The sequence below is a fragment of the Kitasatospora sp. NBC_01300 genome, assembly GCF_041435235.1.
Classification (GTDB): domain Bacteria; phylum Actinomycetota; class Actinomycetes; order Streptomycetales; family Streptomycetaceae; genus Kitasatospora.
The window spans coordinates 1134289-1154031 of sequence record NZ_CP108409.1 but is presented as its reverse complement, the minus strand read 5'-3'; the positions used below and the strand labels follow the sequence as shown (position 1 = coordinate 1154031).

18 protein-coding genes are annotated in these 19743 nt (G+C 73.4%); 10 read left to right on the top strand and 8 right to left on the bottom strand.

Annotated elements, in window-relative coordinates:
- Window positions 1-43: 43 nt before the first annotated feature.
- Complete coding sequence (locus tag OG556_RS38340) at window positions 44-2533, bottom strand: SpoIIE family protein phosphatase (protein ID WP_331745477.1); 2490 nt, start codon at window positions 2531-2533, stop codon at window positions 44-46.
- Window positions 2534-2699: 166 nt separating this feature from the next.
- On the bottom strand, window positions 2700-6152 hold the full coding sequence (locus OG556_RS38335) for a HAMP domain-containing protein (protein WP_331744877.1): 3453 nt from the start codon (window positions 6150-6152) through the stop codon (window positions 2700-2702).
- Between the two features lie 325 nt (window positions 6153-6477).
- Here OG556_RS38335 and OG556_RS38330 point away from each other — a divergent pair, with 325 nt between their 5' ends.
- The 5 genes from OG556_RS38330 to OG556_RS38310 all read left to right on the top strand — a co-directional run bounded on the left by OG556_RS38330 (window position 6478) and on the right by OG556_RS38310 (window position 10833).
- Window positions 6478-7422 carry an RNA polymerase sigma factor SigF gene (locus OG556_RS38330; protein WP_331744875.1) on the top strand — a complete coding sequence of 315 codons (945 nt, stop codon included), beginning with the start codon at window positions 6478-6480 and terminating at the stop codon, window positions 7420-7422.
- A 114-nt stretch (window positions 7423-7536) separates the two neighbouring features.
- Window positions 7537-7929: an STAS domain-containing protein gene (locus OG556_RS38325; RefSeq protein WP_371523128.1), complete on the top strand. Its 393-nt coding sequence runs from the start codon at window positions 7537-7539 to the stop codon at window positions 7927-7929.
- Between the two features lie 149 nt (window positions 7930-8078).
- Window positions 8079-8558, top strand: coding sequence for an ATP-binding protein (locus OG556_RS38320; protein ID WP_331744871.1), 480 nt, complete (start codon window positions 8079-8081; stop codon window positions 8556-8558).
- Window positions 8559-8767: 209 nt separating this feature from the next.
- Window positions 8768-10447 (top strand): cytochrome c oxidase subunit I, encoded by a 1680-nt coding sequence (gene ctaD, locus OG556_RS38315; RefSeq protein ID WP_331744868.1) that lies wholly within the window; start codon window positions 8768-8770, stop codon window positions 10445-10447.
- On the top strand, window positions 10444-10833 hold the full coding sequence (locus OG556_RS38310; protein ID WP_331744866.1) for a cytochrome c oxidase subunit 4: 390 nt from the start codon (window positions 10444-10446) through the stop codon (window positions 10831-10833). The genes ctaD and OG556_RS38310 overlap by 4 nt, the downstream gene beginning before the upstream one ends.
- 30 nt (window positions 10834-10863) lie before the next feature.
- On the opposite strand, the gene OG556_RS38305 is transcribed toward OG556_RS38310, so the two are convergent.
- Window positions 10864-12486 (bottom strand): ubiquinol-cytochrome c reductase cytochrome b subunit, encoded by a 1623-nt coding sequence (locus OG556_RS38305; RefSeq protein WP_331744864.1) that lies wholly within the window; start codon window positions 12484-12486, stop codon window positions 10864-10866.
- Between the two features lie 587 nt (window positions 12487-13073).
- Between OG556_RS38305 and OG556_RS38300 the strand changes: the two genes are divergently transcribed.
- The gene (locus OG556_RS38300) at window positions 13074-14438 is read left to right on the top strand and encodes a threonine/serine exporter ThrE family protein (protein ID WP_371523127.1); all 1365 of its coding nucleotides are present in this window, start codon (window positions 13074-13076) and stop codon (window positions 14436-14438) included.
- A gap of 197 nt (window positions 14439-14635) precedes the next feature.
- On the opposite strand, the gene OG556_RS38295 is transcribed toward OG556_RS38300, so the two are convergent.
- The 3 genes from OG556_RS38295 to OG556_RS38285 all read right to left on the bottom strand — a co-directional run bounded on the left by OG556_RS38295 (window position 14636) and on the right by OG556_RS38285 (window position 16279).
- On the bottom strand, window positions 14636-14791 hold the full coding sequence (locus tag OG556_RS38295) for a DUF6131 family protein (RefSeq protein WP_167745913.1): 156 nt from the start codon (window positions 14789-14791) through the stop codon (window positions 14636-14638).
- Window positions 14792-15028: 237 nt separating this feature from the next.
- Window positions 15029-15430 carry an SsgA family sporulation/cell division regulator gene (locus OG556_RS38290; RefSeq protein ID WP_331744857.1) on the bottom strand — a complete coding sequence of 134 codons (402 nt, stop codon included), beginning with the start codon at window positions 15428-15430 and terminating at the stop codon, window positions 15029-15031.
- 192 nt (window positions 15431-15622) lie between these two features.
- On the bottom strand, window positions 15623-16279 hold the full coding sequence (locus tag OG556_RS38285) for a DedA family protein (RefSeq protein WP_331744856.1): 657 nt from the start codon (window positions 16277-16279) through the stop codon (window positions 15623-15625).
- Window positions 16280-16515: 236 nt separating this feature from the next.
- Here OG556_RS38285 and OG556_RS38280 point away from each other — a divergent pair, with 236 nt between their 5' ends.
- Window positions 16516-16821, top strand: a complete 306-nt coding sequence (locus OG556_RS38280; RefSeq protein WP_331744854.1) for a hypothetical protein — start codon at window positions 16516-16518, stop codon at window positions 16819-16821.
- A gap of 202 nt (window positions 16822-17023) precedes the next feature.
- Here the strand turns inward: OG556_RS38280 and OG556_RS38275 are convergent, their stop codons facing one another.
- Entirely contained in the window at window positions 17024-17329 is a 306-nt protein-coding gene (locus tag OG556_RS38275; RefSeq protein ID WP_331744852.1) for a hypothetical protein, read from the bottom strand.
- A 294-nt stretch (window positions 17330-17623) separates the two neighbouring features.
- Complete coding sequence (locus OG556_RS38270; RefSeq protein ID WP_331744851.1) at window positions 17624-17917, bottom strand: hypothetical protein; 294 nt, start codon at window positions 17915-17917, stop codon at window positions 17624-17626.
- A 270-nt stretch (window positions 17918-18187) separates the two neighbouring features.
- Here OG556_RS38270 and OG556_RS38265 point away from each other — a divergent pair, with 270 nt between their 5' ends.
- The 3 genes from OG556_RS38265 to OG556_RS38255 all read left to right on the top strand — a co-directional run bounded on the left by OG556_RS38265 (window position 18188) and on the right by OG556_RS38255 (window position 19627).
- Window positions 18188-18472, top strand: coding sequence for a hypothetical protein (locus OG556_RS38265; protein WP_331744850.1), 285 nt, complete (start codon window positions 18188-18190; stop codon window positions 18470-18472).
- A gap of 178 nt (window positions 18473-18650) precedes the next feature.
- Entirely contained in the window at window positions 18651-19037 is a 387-nt protein-coding gene (locus tag OG556_RS38260; protein WP_331744848.1) for a hypothetical protein, read from the top strand.
- 83 nt (window positions 19038-19120) lie between these two features.
- Window positions 19121-19627: a DUF6328 family protein gene (locus tag OG556_RS38255; RefSeq protein WP_331744845.1), complete on the top strand. Its 507-nt coding sequence runs from the start codon at window positions 19121-19123 to the stop codon at window positions 19625-19627.
- Window positions 19628-19743: the final 116 nt, after the last annotated feature.

Here is a 19743-nt window from a genome sequence, read left to right as displayed (position 1 = left end):
CCCGGTTCGTCGCGGACATGCGCCTGCCCTGCCCGTCCGACCGCTACCGCACCATCACTCCGACCAGGCAGGTGTCGTCGTCGGTGTCGGCGTTGCTGTAGCGCAGCAGGTGGTCCAGGAGCTCTTCGAGGTTGGCCGAGCCGGTGTCCGAGCCGGCTGCGGACCTGGTGGCGGACCCGGTGGCCGATCCGGTGCGGGACTCCTCGGCGAGGGCCGTCAGGCTGGTCAGCGACGCCTGGAGGGATTCGTCGCGGCGCTCGATGAGCCCGTCGGTGTACATCACCAGCGTGTCGCCGGCCTCCAGGACGAGCTCGCCCTGCTCGTAGTCGGCGTGGCCGATCGCGCCGAGGAGGATGCCGCCCAGCTGGGGCAGGATGGCCGCCCGCCCGCCACGCAGCAGGACCGGCGGCGGGTGCCCGGCGCGGGCCCACCGCAGCCGACGGGTCGCGGGTTCGTAGAGGCCGCACACCGCGGTGGCCGTGACGTTGTCGGTCAGGTGGTGGGTGACGCTGTTGAGCCAGCTCAGCAGCTGGGCCGGCCCGGCGCCGGTGGCGGCCAGGCCGCGCAGGGCGTTGCGCAGCGCGACCATGCCGGTGGCGGCCTCGATGCCGTGCCCGGAGACGTCGCCCACGCACAGCAGGACGTCTCCGGAGGGCAGGGCGAGGGTGTCGTACCAGTCCCCGCCGACCAGGTGGTCCTTCTCCGCCGGGCGGTAGCGCACGGCGACGCTCAGGTCGTGCAGGTCCAGCGGGCCCCGGGTGGGCGGCATGATGGCGTGCTGGAGCTGGAGGGCGAGGCGGCTGCGTTCGGCCGCCTGCTGCTCGCTCTGCGCGAGCTGGTCGCGGGTGGCGGCGAGTGCGACCTCCGTCCAGTGCTGGGCGGAGATGTCCTGGTAGGCGCCGCGGACGGTGCCGAGACCGCTGCCGGGAGCGCTGTCGAGCCTGCTGCCGGCATCGCCGTCGAGACCGCTGCCGGGATCGCGGACGGGCTCCGCGACGACGCGGATGTGGTGGGTGACGCCGTCCGGCCGTTGGAGGCGGAAGGCGGTGGAGGCCGGGCGCCGGTGGTGCAGGAGGGTGCGCAGGAACCGGTCGATGGCGTGGCGGTCGTCCGGGTGGGCGTGGTCGGGGAGCTGGTCGAGGGCCAGGGGCGCGGCGGTGGGCGGCAGCCCGTGCAGCTCGAACACCGTCTCGTTCCAGGCGATCTGCCGGGTCCGCAGGTTCTCCTCGAAACCGCCGATCCGGCCGAGCCGCTGGGCGTGCTGCAGCAGGCGGGCGACGCGCGGGGTGCCGTCGTCGAGGCGCCAGACGACCGCGAGGTGGCTGCCGTGCCGGCTGATGCTCACCTGCGCCCGGGTGGTCAGCGGCACTCCGTCGACCAGGGCGGCGAGGCGCATGTCCTGGGCGCGGAAGGGTTCTCCGGTGGCGAAGACGTGTTCGACCTTGTCGGCCAGGCCGCCCGGTTCGGCCGCCAGCGGGTACGCCTCCAGCAGGCGGGTGCCGGTGATCACGCCGGTGGGCCGGCCGGCGAAGTCGACGAAGGCCGGGTTGAGGTGCCGGATCACGAACCGGGGCGGGAACTCGACGCTGTCCGGCGCCGCCCGCAGGATCATGCACGGGTCGAGCAGGCCGTCGGTGAGCTGCCGCAGTTCGTTGAACTGCGCGTCGGCCGGGTCGCAGGCGGCGGGCTCCTGCCCGCTCCAGGACTCCAGCGTGGTGGCGGCCAGCTCGGCGAGCGCCTCGAACTGGCGTTGGAGCGGCTGGGGGCGCTCGGGCAGCGTGCCGGGCCAGCAGATCTCCAGGACGCCGATGAGCCGCCCGCCGACGCCGGCCGGGACGGCGAGCCGGCCGCCGTGGATCTCGTGCTGGCCGATCGAGGGCAGCGAGGCGCCGGCGAGCGTCGGGTAGCCGATCGCCGCCCGCTCGTCCAGGGCCCGGCGGGCGGGGGTCGGCACGCCCGGCGGGACGTGGCGCCAGCGGCGTGCCTCCTCCTCGGGGAAACCGGCGCTGCCCGCCAGCGACAGGGAGAGGTCCGGGTGGGCGGCCCAGATGGCGACGGCGGATGCGCCGAGCGGCCGCAGCGCGTGTTCCAGCATGGAACGCGCCGCCGCCGCGGCGTCACCGCCGGCGAGCACGTCCGCCTCGGCACTGCGCAGCCGCACGGCCACCGCTTCGGCCGCAGGAGCCGAGGCGTCGGCGACGAACTCGCGGGCGAGGGCGGAGATCTCGTCCGCCGCGGCCTGGTTGACCAGGTCGGCGGCGAGCGCCAGGACCGTCACCCCGGCCTGCTCCGCGAGGCTCTCCAGCTGCCTGGCGGCCTCGGTGGGCCCGCACCGCAGGCGCTCCACCAGCACTCCGACGCCCATCTCGACGACGGCGCGGCCCGCCGCCTGGGCCTGGGCCTGTTCCAGTTCCATCCTGAGCCGCTCCACCGTGGTGGCGAGCCGGTCGACCGCCGCGGACTCGCCTTCGGAGCGGGCCCGGGCCGCCGCCTGCGCCTCGGCAGCGCCCCGCTGCGCTCCGACCCTCGGCATGTCGGCCGGTCCGACCGCTGCGGGACGGTCCGTGGCGCGCGGCTCCTGCGGACGGTCCGTGGCGTGCGGCTCCTGCGGGTGGTGCACGGCTGTCGGCTCCTGGGTTCTGGACTGTCGGGGTGGGCGCGCGGGCTCGCGGGGACGCGGGGCGCACGGGGCAGGGCGGCTACCGGGTGAGGTGGTCCCTGATCCTGCCGATCACCTCGTCGGCGTCCACCGGCTTGGTGATGTAGTCGCTGGCTCCCGAGGCCAGGCTCTTCTCCCGGTCGCCGATCATGGCCTTGGCGGTGACCGCGATGATCGGCAGCCCCTCGTGCTCGGGCATGGCGCGGATCGCCGCGGTGGCGGTGTAGCCGTCCATCTCGGGCATCATCACGTCCATCAGGATCACGTCGATCCCGGGGTGCGCGCGCAGGGCTTCGAGCGCGGCGAGCCCGTTCTCGGCCTGGAGGACCCGCATGCCGCGCAGCTCCAGGATGCTGGTGATCGCGAAGAGGTTGCGGTCGTCGTCGTCGACCACCAGCGCGGTGCGGCCGGAGAGCACCGGGTCGGCCCCGCGGCCCCGGGCGGGGTTCCCGTCCGTGCGGCGCACCGGGGGCAGGACGTGCCCGGGCCCGTCGGCGCCCATGTGGAGGGCGATGCGTTCGCGCAGCTCGTCGAGGCTGGAGATGAGCTCCAGCGGCCGTTCCCCCTCCCGGCGGACGGCGTGCTCGTCGTGGGTGGTGACGCCCCGGCTGTTGTGGGCCAGCACCGGGACGGTGTGCAGGGCCGGGTCGCGTTCCATCTCCGTCAGGAGCGTGGCCGCCGCGCGGTCCGGCAGGTCGAGCTCCAGGACGACGCAGTGGTACGGGGCGGTGGCGAGCGCAGTGGCGGCCTCCGGGGCGCCGACCGTGGTGACTATCTCGACCCGGCGCTGGGCGCCGTCGGAGCGGGCGATGTCGGCGACGGCGTTCTCCGCCACCAGGGACAGCAGGCCGTTGGGGCGGCCTTCGACCACGAGCAGGCGCCGCGGCTGACCGGCGGCGGGAGGCGAGGGGGCGCGCTCCGGGGCCTCGGACGGGCCGGTGCCACCGGCGCCCAGCGCCCTGCGGGCCCCGTCGGCGCCGGCCTCGGCCAGGTCGGGGCGGGTCGCGGGGACGTAGAGGGTGAAGGTGCTGCCCCGGCCCAGGGTGCTCTCCACCGTGATCGCGCCGCCGAGCAGGTAGGCGATCTCGCGGCTGATGGACAGCCCGAGGCCGGTGCCGCCGTACTTGCGGCTGGTGGTGCCGTCGGCCTGCTGGAAGGCGCCGAAGACGCTCTCCACGTGCTGGGGGGCGATGCCGACTCCGGTGTCGCTCACGTGGAAGGCGAGCACCGGGCCGCCGCGCCGGACGGCGTCGGGCAGGTCGGTCTCGTCGGCGGGCTCGATGCGCAGTTCGACCCGGCCCTGCTCGGTGAACTTGACGGCGTTGGACAGCAGGTTGCGCAGCACCTGGCGCAACCGGTAGTCGTCGGTGAGGAGTTCGGCGGGGATCTGCTGGACCGTCCGCACCGTGAAGGCGAGGTTCTTCTGGCTGGTCAGCGGGCGGAAGGTGGCTTCGACGTAGTCGAGCAGCGCGCGCAGCGGCACCGCCTCGATGTTGAGGTCCATCTTTCCGGCCTCGACCTTGGACAGGTCGAGGATGTCGTTGATCAACTGGAGCAGGTCGGAGCCGGCGGAGTGGATGATCCCGGCGTACTCGACCTGCTTGGAGGTCAGGTTGCGACTGGGGTTCTGGGCGAGCAGCTGGGCGAGGATGAGCAGGCTGTTGAGCGGGGTGCGCAGTTCGTGGCTCATGTTGGCCAGGAACTCCGACTTGTACTTCGAGGCGAGGGACAGCTGGTGGGCGCGCTCCTCCAGTTCCTGGCGGGCCTGTTCGATCTCCAGGTTCTTGGTCTCGATGTCGCGGTTCTGCGCCGCCAGCAGGTCGGCCTTCTCCTCCAGCTCGGCGTTGGAGGCCTGCAACTCGTCCCGGCGTGACTGCAACTCCTGTGAGCGGACCTGGAGTTCGGCGGTGAGCCGCTGGGACTCGTCGAGCAGCTCGTCGGTGCGGGCGTTGGCGATGATGGTGTTGACGTTGACGCCGATGGTCTCCATGAGCTGGTCGAGGAAGTCCAGGTGGACCTGGGTGAACGGCTGGACGGAGGCCAGTTCGATGACGCCGAGGACCTGGTCCTCGACCACGATGGGCAGCACCACCAGGGACAGCGCCCCGGTGCGGCCGAGACCGGAGGCGGCGGCCAGGTAGTCCGGCGGCAGCGAGTCGACGGTGATGGCGCGCCGGCTGCGCGCGGCCTGGCCGACGAACGACTCGCCGAGGCGGAAGCGGGTGGGGCGCTCGCCGTCGGGGAAGGCGTAGGAGCCGACCAGCTGGAGCACCGTCCCGACGGGGCTGTCCTCGGCGAGGTAGAAGACGCCGCACTGCGCGCCGACGAGGGGGGCGAGTTCGTCCATGACGGACTCGGCGACGACCCCGAGGTCGCGCCGGCCCTGCATCAGGGCGGAGAAGCTGGCGAGGTTGGTCTTGAGCCAGTCCTGTTCCTCGTTGGCGCGGGTGGTCTCGCGCAGGGAGCCGACCATGGCGTTGATGTTGTCCTTGAGGTCGGCGACCTCGCCGGAGGCGTCCACGCTGATCGAGCGGGTGAGGTCGCCGGCGGCGACGGCGCTGGTGACCTCGGCGATCGCGCGGACCTGCCGGGTGAGGTTGCCGGCCAGCTCGTTGACGTTCTCGGTGAGGCGCTTCCAGGTGCCGGAGACGCCCTCCACCTCGGCCTGGCCGCCGAGTCGGCCCTCGGTGCCGACCTCCCGGGCGACCCTGGTCACCTCGTCGGCGAAGGAGGACAGCTGGTCGACCATCGTGTTGATGGTCTCCTTCAGTTCCAGGATCTCGCCGCGCGCGGTGACGGTGATCTTCTGCGACAGGTCCCCGCGTGCGACGGCCGTGGCCACCCGGGCGATCGCGCGGACCTGGCCGGTGAGGTTGCCGGCCATGAAGTTCACCGAGTCCGTGAGGTCGCGCCACGTCCCCGAGACGCCCTTGACGTCGGCCTGGCCGCCGAGGATGCCTTCGGTGCCGACCTCCCGTGCCACCCGGGTCACCTCACCGGCGAACGAGGACAGCTGGTCGACCATCGTGTTGACGGTGTTCTTCAGCTCCAGGATCTCGCCCCGGGCGTCGACGGTGATCTTCTGCGACAGGTCCCCCTTGGCCACCGCGGTGGCGACCTGGGCGATGTCCCGCACCTGGGTGGTGAGGTTGCCCGCCATCGCGTTGACCGAGTCGGTCAGGTCCTCCCAGGTGCCCGACACCCCTGGCACCTGGGCCTGGCCGCCGAGCCGGCCCTCGGTGCCGACCTCCCGGGCGACCCTGGTCACCTCCGAGGTGAACCGCGACAGTTGGTCGACCATGCCGTTGAACACCGTGGCGATCTCGCCCAGCAGCCCGTCCGCGTCGCCCGGCAGCTTGGTGCTGAAGTCGCCGTCGCGCACCGCCGTCAACCCGGCCAGCAGCAGCCGCAGTTCCGGCTCGCCCACCTGCGCGGCGCCCGCCCCCTCGTCCGGGTGGTGCTGTGAGTCGCGGGACGGGGTCGGGCCAGCCATCGAACGTCGCCTCCGTGGAACGCCGGGCCGACTGGCCCGAATCCGGTCGTGGGCACCCCGAAGGACGGGCCGGGGGACCTGGCCGTCGTTCCAGGTGTTGTACCGCCCTCGGAGGCTACCCCAGCCCGTACACCGCCGGACAACGGTCGCCACCCGGTCGTACGCCCCGTCCGTCGCCCCGACGCGCGCCCGGACGCGCTTCCGCGCCCCGGAGCCGGTGCGGGCTTCACGAAACCTCCACGGGGGGCGGCTGCATCGATCCGCCGACACGGGGTACCGGGGGGCAGACCGCGCCGACACGAGAGAGCACGAGAGAGGGAGTCCGATGGCCACGACCACTGGGGAACTGCCCGCCTCCGCCCACCCGTCGACGGGAGGTCCGTCCCGCACGGCCGCTCCTGGCGGAGAGTCCCGGGACCTGCCGTCGCCGGAACTCGCCGACGCCGGAGGGCTGCGGGACCTGCTCCCGCCGGAGCTCGCCGACGCCGACGACCTGCGGGAGATCGCGCCGGCCGACGCGCGCGAGCTCAACAAGGTGCTGCTGCGCCGGCTCCGCACGCTGGAGGAGGGGACGAAGGAGTACTCGTACGTCCGCGCCACCCTGGTCGAGACGAACCTGTCCCTGGTGAGGTTCGCGGTCCGCCGCTTCAACTCGCACCGCGAGCCGCAGGAGGACCTGCTCCAGGTCGGCGCGGTCGGCCTGATCAAGGCCATCGACCGCTTCGACCCCGACCTCGGCGCCGAGTTCACCACCTTCGCCATACCGACCGTCCTCGGCGAGATCCGGCGCCACTTCCGCGACACCACGTGGGCCGTCCACGTGCCACGGCGCCTCCAGGAGCTGCGCATCCTCCTGGCCAAGGCGCAGGAACGCCTGTCGCAGGACCTGGACCGGGCCCCCACGGTCGCCGAACTGGCCGAGCACCTCGCGCTCTCCCCCGAGGAGGTCGTCGAGGGGCTGACCGCCGCGAACGCGCACACCGCCGGCTCCCTGGACCTCGGCGGCAGCAACGACGACGACGCCCCCGGCCCCCTGGGCGACCGGCTCGGCGAGGACGACCGGGACCTCGCCCTCGTCGAGGACCTGGTGACGCTCAAGCCGCTCATCGCCGACCTGCCGGAGCGGCAGCGGCTCATCCTGTCCATGCGCTTCTGCGAGGACATGACGCAGTCGCAGATCGGCGCCCGCCTCGGGCTGTCCCAGATGCACGTCTCCCGGCTGCTCAGCCGCACCCTGCGGCACCTGCGCGACGGGCTGGAGGACGGCTGAGGATGCGTGGCCGCACGAGCCCCGGGGAGGACCAAGCCGGGCGCACACCCCCGTGTTTGGCAGTCCGGCACAACCTCCGTATGGTCGGAAGGCATGGACATGGAGGAGACGACGATGATGCCATTCGACGACGTCCGGGCCGCCGCGCCGGCAGCGTCCCCGCGCCCCGGGGAACTGGTGGTCGAGACCCGTGCCACGGACTCCGGCGCGGTGGTGTGCGCCCTCGTGGGCGACCTCGACATCGAGACGCTCGCCTCGGCCGCCAACCTGCTCACCAGCGTGATCGCGCAGCGCCGCGGCGCGGTGGTGATCGACCTCGCCGGGGTGGGTTTCTGCGACTCCTCCGGCCTGAACCTCCTGCTCAAGACCCGCCTCGCGGCGGCGGAGGAGGGGCTGCAACTGCATCTGGCCGCCGTGGCGCCGACCGTCATGCGGGTCCTCGAACTGACCGGCGCGCAGGCGGTGTTCTCCATCCACGACTCGGTCGACGAGGCCCTGGCGGCCTGACCGCCCCGGCTCGGGCCGCCAGGGCCTCGGCCCGAGGCGGGCCGGCCGCCCGCCCCGGCCCCGGTTCGACGCCGGCGCGGGGCATAATCCGAGAACTGCCGGGAAACCGACCGTGCGAGACCGCCGTCGATCCGAAAGGGTGTCCTCACATGACGATGAGCCGGGGAACCCTGGACGGCGATCCGTACCAGCCGGGCCCGGTGCTGCCCGTCGGCGGCCAGCGCAGGCGGCTGACCCTGTCCGGCATCCCCAAGCCGGTCGCCCTCGCCAGGACCTTCACCGCCCGCGCCCTCGACGACTGGTACGCGGCCGCCGCCGGGCCCGGCGTCGACGAAGACGCCCTCGCGGACGTCGTCCTGCTGGTGGCGGAGCTCGTCGCCAACGCCATGCTCCACGGCGACGGCCCGCTGGAACTGGTCCTGGACGCCACCGGGGCCCGCCTGCGGGCCGAGGTCAGCGACCGCAGCCCGACCCTGCCCACCCCGCGCCGCCCGCACAACCCGGCCCTGCCCGGCGGCCACGGCCTGTTCATCGTGGAGCGGACCGCCGACCGGTGGGGCGCCGAACCGCACAGCCACGGGAAGACGATCTGGGCCGAGTTCGACGCCTCGCGGCTGGCCCGCGGCTGACCCGTCGCGGACCTGAGACGGCGCCGCACCGGATCGCACCGGTGCGCCGAGTTCGTCATCCGCGCCCGGCCGGGGCCGCCACGCCGACTCCGGTTCAGAGAACCTTGCCACGCTGGGTGATTGCATGGCGCCACAGCGTGTGTCCCGGCGAGCGTCTCCGCGTCTTTCCCCCGCGGGTACGGGCGGGCCCCGGCAGGAGGAGGAAGCGGATGGCGCAGACCCGGCGGCGGGCCGCCGCCCGCCCGGCGCCCGGCGTGGTCCGGCGGCGTCAAGGCTCGGCGGTGCTGCGGTGGTTGAGCACGACCGACCACAAGGCCATCGGCAACCTGTACCTGACGACGGCGTTCGGGTTCTTCCTGTTCGCCGGGCTGCTGGCGATGCTCATGCGCGCGGAGCTCATGCGGCCAGGGCTTCAGGTGGTGAGCAACGACCAGTACAACCAGTTGTTCACCATCCACGGGACGATCATGATGCTGCTGTTCGCCACGCCGACGTTCGCCGGTTTCGCGAACGCCGTGATGCCGCTGCAGATCGGTTCCCCGGACGTGGCGTTCCCCCGGTTGAACGCGTTCACGTACTGGGTGTACCTGTTCGGCGGCCTGATGGTGGTCGGGGGCTTCCTGACCACCGACGGCGCCGCGTCGTTCGGCTGGTTCGCCTACGCCCCGCTGAACGGGCCGATCCACAGCCCGGGAACGGGCGCCGACCTGTGGGCGGTGGGGCTGATCGTGGCGGGTCTGAGCACGATCCTGGGAGCCGTCAACTTCATCACCACCATCGTCTGCCTGCGGGCACCGGGCATGACGCTGTTCCGGATGCCGGTCTTCACCTGGAACGTGCTGTTCACCTCGATCCTCGCGCTGCTCGCCTTCACCCCGCTGACCGCGGCGCTGTTCGCGCTGGAGGCGGACCGCAAGCTGGGCGCCCACGTCTTCGACCCGGCCAACGGCGGGGCGATGCTGTGGCAGCACCTGTTCTGGTTCTTCGGCCACCCCGAGGTGTACATCGTGGCGCTGCCGTTCTTCGGCATCATCTCCGAGGTCATCCCGGTGTTCAGCCGCAAGCCGGTCTTCGGCTACTACGGACTGATCGGTGCCACGATCGCGATCACCGCGCTGTCCGCGGTCGTGTGGGCCCACCACATGTTCGCCACCGGCCAGGTGCTGCTGCCGTTCTTCTCCCTGGCCTCGCTGCTCATCGCGGTGCCGACCGGGGTGAAGTTCTTCAACTGGATCGGCACCCTGTGGAACGGCTCGCTCTCCTTCGAGACGCCCATGCTGTTCTCCCTCGGCTTCCTGGTGACCTTCCTCCTCGGCGGGCTGACCGGCGTCCTGCTGGCCGCGCCCCCGATCGACTTCCACGTCACCGACAGCTACTTCGTGGTCGCCCACCTGCACTACGTCCTGTTCGGGACGGTCGTGTTCGCGATGTTCGCCGGCTTCTACTTCTGGTGGCCCAAGATCACCGGCCGGCTGCTGGACGAACGCCTCGGGAGGATCCACTTCTGGATGCTGCTGCCCGCCTTCCAGATCACCTTCCTCGTGCAGCACTGGCTCGGCGCCCAGGGCATGCCGCGCCGCTACGCCGACTACCTGCCCTCGGACGGCTTCACCACCCTGAACACCGTCTCCTCGGTCGGTGCGTTCCTGCTGGGCGCGTCGACCCTGCCCTTCCTGTACAACGTGTGGCGCACCGCCAGGTACGGCGCCCCGGTCACCGAGGACGACCCGTGGGGCTACGGGCGCTCCCTGGAATGGGCGACCTCCTGCCCGCCGCCGCGCCACAACTTCCACGCCCTGCCCCGCATCCGCTCCGAAGGCCCGGCCTTCGACCTGCACCACCCGGAGTATTCGCGCACGGCGCTCGAAGGCGAGGAGAACGCGCGGTGAAGACCGAGTCCTACCTGTTCGCGGGCGTCGCGCTGTTCTTCGCCGTCGCCGCTTCGATCTACGGCTGGTTCGCCCGGGAGCCGGCCGGCAAGGCGGCGCTGGTCGTGGCCTTCATGATGTCCACGCTGATCGCGTTCTTCTTCCGGACCCAGTACTCCCGCCGCGGCCGTCGGCCGCAGGACCGCACCGACGCCGAGATCGTCACCGGTGCCGGGCCGCTGGAGTTCTTCGCACCGCGCAGCTACTACCCGCTGCTCACCGCGGCGGGCGTCGCGGTCACCGGGCTGGGGCTGGTGTACGCCTTGTGGCTCCTCCTCATCGGAGCGGGTGTGACGGGCGCCGGCGTCCTGGGCTTCGTCTTCCAGCACGCCCAGCGCGGGCAGTGAGTTCGGCGGGTCGGCGGTCGGTCGTCGGGGTCACCGCTCGGCGCGGCCCGCGTCGGCGGACGTGAGCGGCCCCGGCTGCGGCTCGTCCACCGCCGTCTCCACGTCGTCCCGGTAGTACCAGGAGCTCAGGGCGGCCCGCAGCCGTGCGCGCCGCGAGGCGCCCTCGCCCGGCGCCGGCAGGGGAAGCGGGGCGTCGCGCAGGGCCAGCGTGTAGCGCAGGCCGGCGGGGAGCGGCCGGTGCTCGCCGTGGAAGGCGCCCTCGACGGCCTCGTGCACGAACCCGGTCTCGTCGCCCTCCGTCACCCGCTCCAGGTCCCGCTCCTGCAGGGCCAGGCACAGGCGCCGGGTGATCCAGAAGGCCGCCACCGGCCCGACGAACAGGCCCACCCGCAGGAACCGGTTCAGGCCCTCCACCGGCACGTCCAGTGCCCGGGCGACGACGTCCTGGCCGCCGGCGACCAGCAGGACGACGTAGAAGCACGTCCCGGCGACACCCAGCGCCGTCCGGGTCTGCCGGTTGCGGGGGCGGTCGCACAGGTGCTGCTCGCCGCTCCCCGGGGTGATCCAGCGCTCGAAGAACGGATAGCCGTACAGGGCGGCGAAGAACAGCAGCGGGAACAGCACGGCCGGAATCAGCGGGTTCCAGGCGACGGTGTGGCCCCACAGCCGGGTCTCGGCGCCGGGCATCAGCCGCAGCGCGCCCTCGATGAACCCCATGTACCAGTCCGGCTGCGCGTCGGTGGAGTCCTGGTCGGGGCGGTAGGGCCCGTACAGCCAGATCGGGTTGACCTGGGCGAGGGCGGCGGCCAGCGCCAGCACCCCGAAGACCATCGCCATCAGGCCCGCCGTCTGGACGCTGAAGTGCGGGAAGAGGGGCTTCCCGACGACGTTGCGGTTGGTGCGTCCGGGCCCGGCCCACTGGGTGTGCTTGAGGTGGAAGACCAGGATCAGGTGCGCGGTGATCAGGCCGAGCAGGAGACCGGGCAGCAGCAGGATGTGCGCGCTGTACAGGCGGGGGATGATGTCGTGCCCGGGAAGCTCCCCGCCGAAGAGGAAGAAGCTCAGGTAGGTGCCGACCAGCGGGACCGACAGGATGAAGCCCTGGGCCGTGCGCAGGCCGGTGCCGGAGAGCAGGTCGTCGGGCAGCGAGTAGCCCGCGAAACCCTCCAGCAGGGCGAGTTGGAACAGCGTCAGCCCCACCAGCCAGTTGACCTCCCGGGGTCGGCGGAACGCGCCGGTGAGGAAGATGCGCAGCAGGTGCGCGCAGATCGCGGCGGTGAACACCAGTGCCGCCCAGTGGTGGATCTGGCGGATCAGCAGGCCGCCGCGCACGTCGAAACTGATCGACAGCGTCGAGGCGTACGCCTGGGACATCCGCACCCCGCGAAGCGGCGGGTACGTTCCGGCGTACACGAGCTCGGCCATGGACGGTGTGAAGAACAACGTCAGGAAGACGCCGGTCAACAGCAGCAGCACGAAGGTGTAGAGCGCCAACTCGCCGAGCAGGAAGGACCAGTGGTCGGGAAAGACCTTCCGGAGCAGGCCCTTGGCCCCGTCGAACAGCGGCAGCCGCCGGTCCAGCGCGACCGCCGTGTTCCGGGCGGCCCGCTCCGCCCGCCGCCCGGCCCGCGTCCTCCACCTCGACAGCCGCACGCCGCTCCTCCCGTCCGCTCCGATCGTGTGTCCCGATAGCCATATCCCGTGGCGGCAGGACGGCCGGACGGGGCTCGCCCACCGCCCCGGGCTTCACCCGGACGGCCCCGGTTCGATGGCCGTTCGCCCTCTCGGGCCCCGGTGTCAGGCTGCTGACCTGCGAACTCTCCCCGGTCCTCGGTCTGCGCGGCGGGTCGGGCCACGAACGGCGGGCGTGAACGGACGCCCGCGCTCCGGTCGAGACGTTCACGAAATGATGGCTGCGGGTAGTCGAATGGGTGCGAAAGGTCACCAGGTGGGGGGTGTTGCAGGGAGCGACGATGCCGGAACACGAGCAGTTCGGCGTGCGGGCCGAGGCGGACGGGCCGGCGAGCCGGACCGGAAGAGTCCCGCCCCAGGCGAGTCCGGAGGAGGCCCCCGGGGCCGCCCCCGCCCCCGTCCCCGGGGAAGGCCGAGTTCCGGGGGAAGGTCGAGCTCCCGGGGAGGAGCGGACTCCCGGAAGGGGCCGAGCGCCCGGCCGGGCGGCGCCGCCCGGGGCGGGGAGCGGATCCGCCGACGCCGACGGCACGGCGGCCTGGCCGGACCTGATGCTGCCGCTGCTGCGCACCCCGACCACCGACCGCCCGCTGGTGACCGGCGAACCCGGTGCGGACGACCCGGGGCCGGCCGCGGTGGCCGCCGTCCTGGACCTCGCGCTGCTGGTGGGCGAGCTGATGCTGGCCTGCGGCGAGGCCGCTGAGGACGTCGAGGCCGCCATGCTCGCCGTCGCGCAGGCCTACCGGGCCCAGCCCTGTGACCCCCAGGTCACCTTCACCCGGGTGGCGATCTCGTACCAGCCGGGCCCCTCGGAGCCACCCGTGACGGTCGAGCGGTCCGTGCGCCACCCGGCCGGGGACTACGCGCGGCTGGCCGTGCTCTTCCGGCTGGTCACCGAGATCACGACCGGCGGACTCGTCGTCGACGACGCCCACCACCGGCTGAGGGCCGTGCGCCGGCACTGCCGCCGCTACCCCGCCTGGCTCCTGGTCCTGTCCTCCGGCCTGCTGGCCGGCGCCGCGACGCTGCTGGTCGGCGGCCGGGCCGACGCCCGGGCCTGGCTGGTGTTCGTCAGCGCCGTCGCCGCGGCACTGGCCGGCGACCGGCTCGCGGCGCTGGTCGGACGCCACGACCTCCCGGAGTTCTACCGGATCGCGACGGCCGCGACCCCGGCGGCGGCGATCGGCATCCTGCTGTCCTTCAACGGGCTGAACCTGGGCGGATCGGTGGTGATCACCGGAGGGCTCTACACGCTCCTGCCCGGATGGCCCATGGTGGCGGCGGCGCAGGACGGCCTCGCGGGCTTCTACCTCACCGCGGCCGCACGCCTGATGGAAACGCTGTACATGATGGCCGGCGTGGTGGTCGGGGTGATGACCGTGCTCTACATCGGCGTCAACAACGGCGCCGACCTGGCGGCCCGGCCCGTCCCGGTCGCGGCGTCGAACCCGCCGCTCCAACTGGTGGCGGCGCTCCTGCTCACCCTGACCTTCGCGGTGCTGCTCAACACCGAGCCGGGCACGCTGCCGGCCGTCCTGCTCAACAGCGGGGTCGGCTGGACGACGTACGGCGTCCTGGTCAACGCCGGCGGCGAGCCCATCATGGCCACCGGCCTCGCCGCCGGGCTGGTGGGCCTGTCCGGCCAGCTCATGGCCCGGTACCGGGGAAGCTCCTCGCTGCCGTACGTCACCGCGGCCCTGGGGCCGCTGCTGCCCGGCTCGCTGCTGTACTTCGGGCTGCTGGCCTTCGTCCGGGGGGAGCCCGATCTCGGGCTCGCCGGCGTCGGGCGCGCCACGGCCACGGCGATGGCGGTGGCGATCGGCGTGAACCTGGGCCGCGAGGTCGCCCGGCTGTTCCTCCCCGCCCCGGGCGTGATCCCGGCGCCCGGCCGCAGCGCGGGTCGCCACCGCCGTTGAGGGCGAGCCGCCTCCGCCGTTGAGGACGGCGGGCGGTGCGGTGCGGTGCGGTGCTGCGGGCGGTGCGGTGCGGCTGTCGGCACCGTGCGGCTGTCGGCGTCGGCACCCACGTGGTGCCGGGGCTGACAGCCGCACGAGCCGGTGAACGGGTGGATCAGGTGGTTGGGGCGGGTGGTGCGGAAAGTAGGACGAGCGGATCAGTAGTAGTGGCGACGCCCGCCGACGGCGTGCCCGACGGAGCCCGCGATCCACAGGACGAGGCCGATGACGGCCAGGATGATGCCGATGGTCCACAGGATCGAGATCCCGGTGACGAAACCGATGATGAGCAGGATGACGCCGAGGACGATCACGAGGTCCTCCCGTGTGGTGACTGGGACGGTTGTCAGGAGGGGCGGTCCGGCCGTTCGATGGTGATGCCGGAACCGTCCGGGGGTGGCGGAGCCGTCGTTTCTCCGGCCGCGCCCATGATCCGCGTGTACCGCTCTGCGGGCCGGGCAAACCATCCCGCCCGCAGCGGAATGGTTCGGCTCCCCGCTCGGGCATGCCGGGCCCTTCACCGAGCGGTCGCCGCCGTCGCCCGTGGCGGGTCAGGACCGGATCCGGTCGAGGACGGCGTCGATGTCGAGGTGGTCGGATTCGGTGCCGGCCGGCACCAGGGCGAAGGAGTCGAGGAGGAAGGCCGTCACGGCGTCCGCGGGGATGCTGATCACGGCCCGGCCGTTCTCGGCGCACAGGGTGACCAGGACCCGGCCCGCCCGCCCGGGCGCCACCGTCACGTCCCCGTGGCCGGCGGGGGCGTGGCGGCCCTCGTTCAGCAGGTCGCGCGCGAAGACCCACTGCGCCTCCCCGCCGCCCCCGAGGGGCGGGAAGACCAGGCACACCGCGTACGGCAGCGAGGTGTCGAAGCGCAGCTGCGCCTCGACGGTCACATCGGGGAACGGGCCTTCGGGCAGCGTGACGGCGGTGGACCAGGAGGTGACGACGGTCATACGACGGACTCCGTTTCTGGCAGTGACGCCGGGTTGTCCGCAGCGGCACCGAACGCCGGCGGCGGCAGCGCTCGGCTACCCGCCCCGGGCCGATTCATGGCCCTGGTCCCGGAAACCCGCCCGGCGCCCGGGCCGTTCGCCGGCCTCGGCGCGGTCGGCGCGGTCGGCGCGGTCGGCCGGGCGGTCCGGCCATCAGTGCTTCCCGTCCTGGCCGTCGGGGGACCGCATACGGCGGGACCGCGTACGGGCGGCGGACCTGCGGCGGCGCACGCGCCAGACGATGAGGGCGATGACGACCACCGCGGCGAGCAGGGCGGCGACGACACCGCCGACCGTGCCCTCGACCTTGGTGTAGGCGGCCCCGGCGAAGAAGCCGAGAAGGGTGAACCCGACGCCCCAGGCGAGGCCGCCGAGGGCGTTGAAGAGGAGGAAACGGCGGTACGGCATGCGGGAGACACCGGCCAGCGTCGGCACCACGGGGCGGAAGAAGGCGACGAAGCGGCCGAAGAACACGGCGGCCGGCCCCCGTCGGCGGATCAGGTCACGGGCCTTGTCGACCTGCTCCTCATGACGCCGCAGCATCCGCGTGTCGAGGACCGCCGGGCCGAAGTGGCGGCCGATCTCGTAGGCGACGGAGTCCCCCAGGACGGCCGCGCAGACCACGGCGAGGACCAGCCAGCCGATGGACACCCTGCCCTGGTGGGCGAGGAAACCGCCGAGGACGGCCGCGCTCTCGCCGGGGATGAGGAAGCTGAAGAAGAGGGCGTCCTCGGCGAAGACGAGGGCGGCGACGACCACGTACACGACCGGGCCGGACAGGCCGTCCAGCCAGTCGGTGATCGCGTGCATCAGCCACCCCGTTCGGGATCTCCCGCCCCTTCTGCCGCCCCCTGCGCCTCAATGTAACGGCGGGCGGTCCCGCACGCAGTGCGCTCCTCGGCGGGCGGGCGGCCCTCCGCCGGCAGGCCGCGCTGCCGGCGGTGGCGCGTCAGCCTCCGCGCTGCCGGTGGCGGCGTTAGCCTCCGCGCTTCCCGGGTAGCCGCTCCGCCGGACCGCGACGGATGACCCTGCGAGGAGGACGCACCATGGACGGACGCGAGCAGGAGGCGCTGCTCGGGATCGAACGGGAGGTGCGCCGCGACCGCGTCCTGGAAGCACGGCTGCACAGGTTCGGTCTCGGACTGCGCAGCAGGGCCTGGGACATGACGCGCGGGGTACGGCCGCGCACCGTGCTCGGGCTCGCCCTGCTGTCGCTCGGCCTGCTGGCGGCCGGACTCCGGACGGCGGAGGCGCCCGTCCTGTGGGCCCTCACCGGCTGCTGGGCGCTGACCCTCGGGATCGCCTTCGCCGTGCTCTGCGCCTGCGCCGACGGCCGGGGGAGCGGCGGGTGAGCGGACCGCCCGGCCTGTCCGGACCAGGCCCGCCGTCCGTTGTGCGCTGTCCGCCCGGATGACGGTCGCCCTCGCCCCCCCGCCCCGCCCTGCGTACGGCCACTACCTGGCGGCTCCGAAGCGGTCGGCTCGCGCTGAGGAGGCGACCGGCCGTCGGCCGCCGCCCGCGCACTCCATGTGCTCGACGCCGTGGGTGCGGCGCTCAGCGCGCGGCGGTTTCCGCCGGGTGGGCGTCGTCCTCGTGCTGGTCCTGGACGGCCGCTTCGGTGGCGTCGGGTGCGGGGCCCTGTCTGGCGGCCTGGCAGGTGCTGCAGGTGAGCCAGTGCGCTGGAGGTTGGTGGGCGTAGCGGTGCGGGGCGAGGGTCATTCCGTCGGTGTCCAGGCCGCACAGGGTGCGGAGGCCGCAGGTGCCCGAGGCTTCCGCGGGGGCAGCGTGTACGCGGCGCACCGGGCTCTCCGGGTCCGCCGGGGTGTGGTCGGGGCCGAGGAGCCGCACGTTGGTCGGCATGTCTAGCTCAAGTACGACGACGATGTCCATTTTCTCAACGTCGCTGCTGGGCCGGTCCGCCGCACCTGCTCGGTGGCATCCGGACCAGCCCGGGCCACCCCCGGCGGACGGGCTCCGACCGGCCGCGTGCGCGACGGCGGAGAACCTGAAGGCGGAGAACCTGAAGGCGTGCCCCGCCCCAGCGCGACGCCGCCCGTGATCGGCGGCGGCGTGGCGCCGGCGGGTGATCAGCTCAGCTCCGGCGACGGGGTGGAACCCGCCCGGGGGGCCGCCCGCTTCTCCCCGGCGCGGCGATCACAGCGCGCGAAGGGCGCGCTCGCACTCCTGGCACCGCTGGTCGGCGAGCGTGGGCGGGTACCAGGGTTCGCCGGGCCGGATCGGCCGGTAGTGCGTGTGTTCCATCGGGCCGGTCTCCAGCCCGCACAGCGTGTACGGCTGTGGGTCCTCGGGCACGTCGGGGTCGGCCCCGGCGGCGTGCACCGCGATCACGGCGGGCTCGGCACCTTCCGCATCTTCCGCACCGATGGCCCCGGTGGCACCGATGGCCCCGTCGGGCTCCAGCTCGAAGAGCACGATGATCGATGCCATGCACCGAGCCTCGGCCATCGTCGGCGGACCCACATCCGGGGGTGAGCCTTTCGAGGCGAGCACCCTCGCCCGGTTCCGGCCCGGTTCCGGCCCGGCTCCGCCTGGACGAGCGGCGGGATCGACGACCGCATGGGACGACCGCATGGGACGACCGCATGGATCGCGCCCGTCGGGGCCTGCTGCCATGCTCGGGTGATCACACCTCGTGCACGGAGGGAGTCCGTCGATGATCGTGCCGCCCGCGCTGGAACGGTGTCCGGGCGGGCTGCGGTGAGGGGCTGGGTGGTCGGGGCCGTCGGCGAACCGGGCAAGCCGTGCAAACCAGGCGAGCCGGGGCGGCTGCTGGTGGTGCTCGTCGACGGTCGGCGGCTGGTGACGCGCGAGCTGTCCGGGCAGGAGCGGGCGGAGCTCGGGTCGCCCGTCGCCGGGCGGCTGCGCAAGCCGCATCCGGGCGCGCGGTCGATGGTGCGCTGGCTGCGCCCGGTGCTGGCCGTCGTCGTCGAGCTGGAAGCCGGACAGGTGCGCCGCATCGCCTTGCCCGCAACGGGCGACTGAGCGGTCCGCCGCCTCCACCCGGTCCCGGCGCTGCGCACCGCGCTCCGAGCCGGACCCGTCGGCGCCACCGCGGCGGCTGGCGCGGGGTTCACCCGATTGCCCAGCGTCCGTCCGGCCGCCCCCGGGACGGACCGGGCGCCCGGGGGCGGGCCGCGTCCGGGCGACGTAGGTTGCGGGCATGACCAGTGACGAGACGACGATCCCGGCGGTAGGGGTGCGCCTACTGGACGAGGTGTTCGACGCGATCGAGGCGGCCAACGGCCGCCCGCAGCCGTGGACCGGTTTCGACCACGGAATCCTGGGGGCCTACCGATGGGCCGCCGGCGCCCAGGTCGCGGCGCCCCTCACCGCTGCCGCCGCGCTCGGCGCCACCGGGCCGTGCCGGGCGCAGCTCCTGGCCGAGTGCCAGGCCGCCGCCGTCCGCCTGCGCGACGTCTCGGCCTTGGCCCTGGCCTCGGCTGAGGGCGACGGCGACGGCGCGGACGAAGGCGCGAACGCCGCGTACGCCCTGGGCGCCTACCAAGCGCTGGCCTGGCTCTGCGGCCACCACGAAGACCGCCCCTGACCCGACGGCCCGAAGAGCCGGCACCGACCTGCGGGCCCGCAGACCTGCCCGCATCGCGTACCCGCGCACAGGGAGACGACACCGTGCCGAAGGACGACAAGTCGCCCGGCGGGGGCAGGGACGAGACACCCCAGGAACGGGCCGACCGGCTCTGGAGCGAGATGCTCCAGGAGGTCCGGGTGTGCCAGACCGGCGCGCAGATCCTCTTCGGCTTCCTCATCAGCGTGGCCTTCACCCCGCGCTTCGCCGGCCTGCCCGACTTCGACAAGGACCTCTACGTCGCCACCGTCATCCTCGGCGCCCTCGCCACCGGCACGCTCGTCGCCCCCGTGGCCTTCCACCGCCTCCTCGCCGGCCGTGGCATGAAACCCGAACTCATCCACGTCGCGGGCCACCTCATCGCCACCGGCCTCGTCACCCTGGCCCTGACCATCGCCGCCGCACTGCTGCTCCTGCTGCGTACCGCCACCGGCAACCCGGTCGCCGCCTGGGCCCTCAGCGCAGCCGTCCTGCTCTGGTTCACCACCACCTGGCTTGTTCTGCCGCAGATCGTGCTGCGGCGCACGGCCGCCCGCCGGACGGCTCCATAGCGCCGGTCCTACGCGCGTCCGGACCCCGCCGTGGCGTCGTGGCCGGAGCGGCCGGAGCGGCGCCAGGAACGGCGGGGTCCGCCAACCGGATCTCCGAGGGCGTGCGAACGCGTCGC